This is a genomic window from Mycobacterium sp. (genome assembly GCF_052144515.1).
Lineage (GTDB): Bacteria > Actinomycetota > Actinomycetes > Mycobacteriales > Mycobacteriaceae > Mycobacterium.
Genome location: NZ_JBKQQD010000544.1, coordinates 1 through 4,015 on the forward strand (window position 1 = coordinate 1; position 4,015 = coordinate 4,015).

Here is a 4,015-nt window from a genome sequence, read left to right on the forward strand (position 1 = left end):
TGCTACCGGGCCTCCTGACAGCTACCCGGACCGGACTCACACCGGCAAGCGACGACGAGCTTTACGACCAAAGATCACCTACACAAGGCCACCTCCAGCCTGCTGGTCGCGCGAAATATCGAGGCTAGTGCCCGCGCCGAGTTGGCGGCGGTGCAGGCCGGCGTCACGGCCGGAACGTACGTCCACTCCAGCGAGTAGACGGTGGACCAGGTGTGCGAGGCGTGGCTGGCGTCAAAGCACTCACTGAAGGATTCGACGCTGGCCGGGCACCGGTCGAAGCTAGCGGCGCTGCGCGACGAACTCGGCCCCCCTCGAGGTCCAGAAGCTGTCGAAAGCCGATCTCGACACACTGGTGGGCCGGTTACGGCGCGGCGAAGTGGAAGGCCGCAAGAAGGGGACACCGCGGTCATGCAACTGCCGGCTACCTCGTCGATCTCGCTGCGCCTGGTGCCGACCGGCTCCAGAGCGTCTTCGTCTCCGATCAGTCCACGCGGGTGGCGTGCATCTCCCAGAACGGGGCGTACATCCGACCATTTGTCAGCCACGGCTCGATCAACCGGAACCCTTCCGCGGCAGGCCTGAACTGCTCGGCCTTATCGGGATTGCGGGCGATCAACATGTCATAGGCTACCGTGCTCATGTTGACCTGATACGTGGTCGGTCCCAGATACGTGAGCTGCCAACCGGCGTCGGGGAACACTGTTAGGAAGTCGATTAGGGACACCGACCGCGGCGCAACGATGCCGTTGACACTGTAGGGGGCGAACTCGAACATGTAGAGCCGCGCTCCGGGCTTGGTCGCCCGGTGCAAAGCCCGCGCATACGCCCTCTTCGCCCACGGCACGTCCGAAAACACGTGATAGAAGGCGCAGTCGACGACCGTGTCGAAACGGTTCTCCAGACCCTCCAGCTTTATCGCGTCGCCCACCTGGAAGTTCACCGAAACCCCGGCACGCCGCGCGTTCTCCTTCGCCCGCTCGATTGCGGCCGGTGAGGAGTCAATGCCAGTCGCCGAGTAGCCCTGTGAGGCGTAGTAAATGGCGTGGTGGCCCGGACCGGTACCCGGGTCAAGAACCTCGCCCTTGACCGCACCCAGCGCAACAAGTTGCTTGACGACCTGCTGCGGGCCGCCGATATCCCACCCTGTGGCAGCCGGCAAGCCGTTCGCGGACTGCTGATCGCGATACATCTTCTCGTAGCGGAGCGGATCGAATTGCGCTGGTTGGCTCATCCCGAAACGATAAAGCGTTTGTCGATGCCACGCTCGACGCGCTGACAATGTGACAACGGGTGACACCGAGACGCGCTTAGGGGTTGACGCGAGGGGCTAGACACTCGCCGACCAGCGGCAACGCCGTGCCCCCAGTCGGACTCGAACCGTTCGGGGTGGTCCTGGTCAGGGGGTCGAAACCGCTCTGAGCTGGGCAGATAGCCTTTGCCTAGCTAAGCCTAGATAAGTGTGACTGTGTCCAGACCGTGTCCACGGTGTGTCCACCATCCCCCTGAAACCCGACACGTTGTTGCCTTAGTTTTGGGGGTCTTTGAGAGGTGTTCTGGGTCTAACGCCTCGCCCCGAAGCGATTCTGCTGAGGAAGCCGACACCGAATGCGAGGCGATCCGCGCTGAATGGCTCGACCCCGACCACCCCGACGTGCTGGCAGCTCTAGAGCTGGACCGGCTGGAATTGGCCCTGCTTGCCGTCTGTACGGCCCGCTGGGCGCCGATCAGGGATGGGAGGCTCTGCCCCCCCCTCACCGGTTGGTGCCCGCCGCTTCGTCATCCGAGCCACCCACGAGCGTGGGGTTGGCGTGCCGTCGAGTCGGAGCGTGGCGACGGCATCTCGTGAAGCAAGGTCACTCTACGGGAACGAACCGACACGGCGCTGGACAGAAGATATAAGCCGCGAAGAAGTGCGGCGCCAATGCATTGACTGGTTCAATCCCAGTATCGCGCACCAACATCATCGCAGTTCAGAGCATGTTTTTGGGTCACGATCAGCGGCCCGTGCACTCAACATACACAACACCTAAATCCGCGTGGCTCCGCATGGCTTCATGAACAAAGGCCTTTTGGGGTCCAACGTCCCTTATGGTGATCCCGGCCAGCCGGAGAAGGTAGAGCCACCACGAGACGTCGTCGGAACAAACCGACGACGATCGGCACTTCGGCATCTCCTGAGTGCCGCCGAAACACACCATGTCAGATCGCAGCTGCGAAGTGTAGCGTGAGCGATGCTGAGGATTCAGCCAGTCCGGAATGAGGCCAGCCGCCCGCCGCCGCCGCCCTCACCGAGCAGTCGCTCGAAGCCGAACAACTCCGCTGATAACCGCATGCATGCCGGGGACATTATGAACGCTCCGCCAATACTCAGCACCGCTCCTCTAGAACGCGCCCGTCATCTGACTGTGCTGGCCGACCGTGAGCGGATCGCGCATGAACTGAACGACCATGTGATTCAGCGGATCTACGCTGTCGGTTTGGATCTGCAGGGCATCATCGCCCAGTCCCGATCGAGCGAGATCACCGCTCGGCTGAACCGGTCGGTCACCGACCTGCAGACCGTGATCGAGGACATCAGCACCACCGTCTTCGAATTGCACGTCACCGGCACACAGCAGATCGGCTCACAACACCACTTAGACCTGCCATTATGACCGCGCCGATCCCGCCAACCACCGTCAAACCCAAACCGCCAAGCCAGCGCCCCCGACCGGAGGGACCGCACATCAGGCGGGCGGTGACGGAGGCGTGCGCGATCGCGCTGTGGGAGGTCTCGCCCAACCGCATCCGCGAGTTGTCTGGGCTCCCCGAGTTGAGCGATGAGCTGATTCAGCACCGGATCGACATGCTCCTACAGTCTGGCGCGCCGTGGTTGTTCGAGGACGGGGCGCGGAAGCTGCGGAAGCGGAACCGGAAGTGAGGCGGGCGGCCGTGGTTATGGCCGCCCTGGTGTCGGCGCTCGAGGTTGGCGCCACCGGCACGGCCCGCGCCGACGACGGGGACACCGCCGGTGGCGACGCTCAATTTCTGCAGATCATCAAGCGCCATATTGCCGGGATCAACAACCCAACCGAGGGCGATGCGGGGCTGGGTTGTGGTCATGTCGACTCGACGCGCACGTCCTGGCTGTAACGCGGCAACTTGTTGTAGCCGATCGCGGGATCGTTAGCCCCGGTTTCTCGGATCAGCTTCATCTCCATCGCACGAACCTCGGCGTCGGTCGCCGTTTCGGATTCCCACAAGATTTCTTTAGGCCGATATTGTGGCCGACCGGCTGCGCTATCACCAGCGTGAAAAGGAGTTCTGGGATCGGGTTGTCGTCATCACGTCGAAAGACGCCAACCCCACCAAAGCCCATGTCCGCTACTTGGAGTCCGGCGGTTGGACGAAGTCGGAACGATTCAGTGAACCCGTCCGCGCTGCCATTGCCACCGCCACTACCCAGCCGATGAACGTCCAGTCCAAGAACAGGTCGACGATGAACACCGAACCCGCGCTGGATACGTGCCGCGCCTTGGCGATTATCGTCGGGCAAGAAGTAACCGAAGATCAGCACCACCGGTACGTGTCCAGCCTGGCACGTGCTCTGCGGTGGAGTTTCCAGAGCGACAGCAGCTAGAGCGCACAAGGTCGGAACTTCAGGCTCCCGCCCATGGAGTTCGTGATCGATGCCTACCACCAGCTGTGGCACATCGAGAAAAAGCTCCAGATGTCCAAGCACGACCCCTACAGGCACGGCCGAAACTGTGAAGATTTGCCACGCGGGTGTGAAGGCTTCGTTAAGAATGTGGCCCATTCCGCGTCAAACCAGCACCGTGGGAGTATGACGCTCCGAACGTGGCGACCCCGAAGTTGGCGTGGGCCGGTGCCGCCAGTCCGAGGGTGAGTATGACCAATTGAGCACCGCCGATGCCGATCAGCAGATTTCCTTGCTCAGGTCCATTTGTGCCCGAACACTCTGTGAAAGGAAGCGTGTGTTCAAGCCTCTTGCGTTCGCAGTGATTCCTGCTGTCTG

The 4,015-nt window shown here is 62.2% G+C and carries 4 protein-coding genes, 1 pseudogene and 1 riboswitch; of the genes and pseudogenes, 4 read left to right on the forward strand and 1 reads right to left on the reverse strand.

Annotated elements, in window-relative coordinates:
• Positions 1-481: 481 nt before the first annotated feature.
• Entirely contained in the window at positions 482-1,231 is a 750-nt protein-coding gene (locus ACLP9N_RS36845) for a class I SAM-dependent methyltransferase (RefSeq protein ID WP_442412017.1), read from the reverse strand.
• Between the two features lie 511 nt (positions 1,232-1,742).
• A riboswitch (SAM riboswitch) is annotated at positions 1,743-1,848 on the reverse strand.
• A 533-nt stretch (positions 1,849-2,381) separates the two neighbouring features.
• On the opposite strand from ACLP9N_RS36845, the pseudogene ACLP9N_RS36850 reads away from it, so the two are divergent.
• From ACLP9N_RS36850 to ACLP9N_RS36865, 4 genes and pseudogenes are all read left to right on the forward strand, one after another.
• A pseudogene (locus ACLP9N_RS36850) lies at positions 2,382-2,597 on the forward strand (histidine kinase); the annotation flags it as partial.
• Between the two features lie 53 nt (positions 2,598-2,650).
• The gene (locus ACLP9N_RS36855; RefSeq protein ID WP_442412018.1) at positions 2,651-2,920 is read left to right on the forward strand and encodes a hypothetical protein; all 270 of its coding nucleotides are present in this window, start codon (positions 2,651-2,653) and stop codon (positions 2,918-2,920) included.
• Entirely contained in the window at positions 2,917-3,132 is a 216-nt protein-coding gene (locus ACLP9N_RS36860; protein ID WP_442412019.1) for a hypothetical protein, read from the forward strand. Before ACLP9N_RS36855 ends, ACLP9N_RS36860 begins: the two co-directional genes overlap by 4 nt.
• A 130-nt stretch (positions 3,133-3,262) precedes the next feature.
• Positions 3,263-3,619, forward strand: coding sequence for a hypothetical protein (locus ACLP9N_RS36865; protein WP_442412020.1), 357 nt, complete (start codon positions 3,263-3,265; stop codon positions 3,617-3,619).
• Positions 3,620-4,015 lie beyond the last annotated feature (396 nt).

Coding starts and splice junctions, on each gene's coding strand:
- ACLP9N_RS36845 (WP_442412017.1), bottom strand. CDS start 1,231: ATGAGCCAACCAGCGCAATTCGATCCGCTCCGCTACGAGAAGATGTAT.
- ACLP9N_RS36855 (WP_442412018.1), top strand. CDS start 2,651: ATGACCGCGCCGATCCCGCCAACCACCGTCAAACCCAAACCGCCAAGC.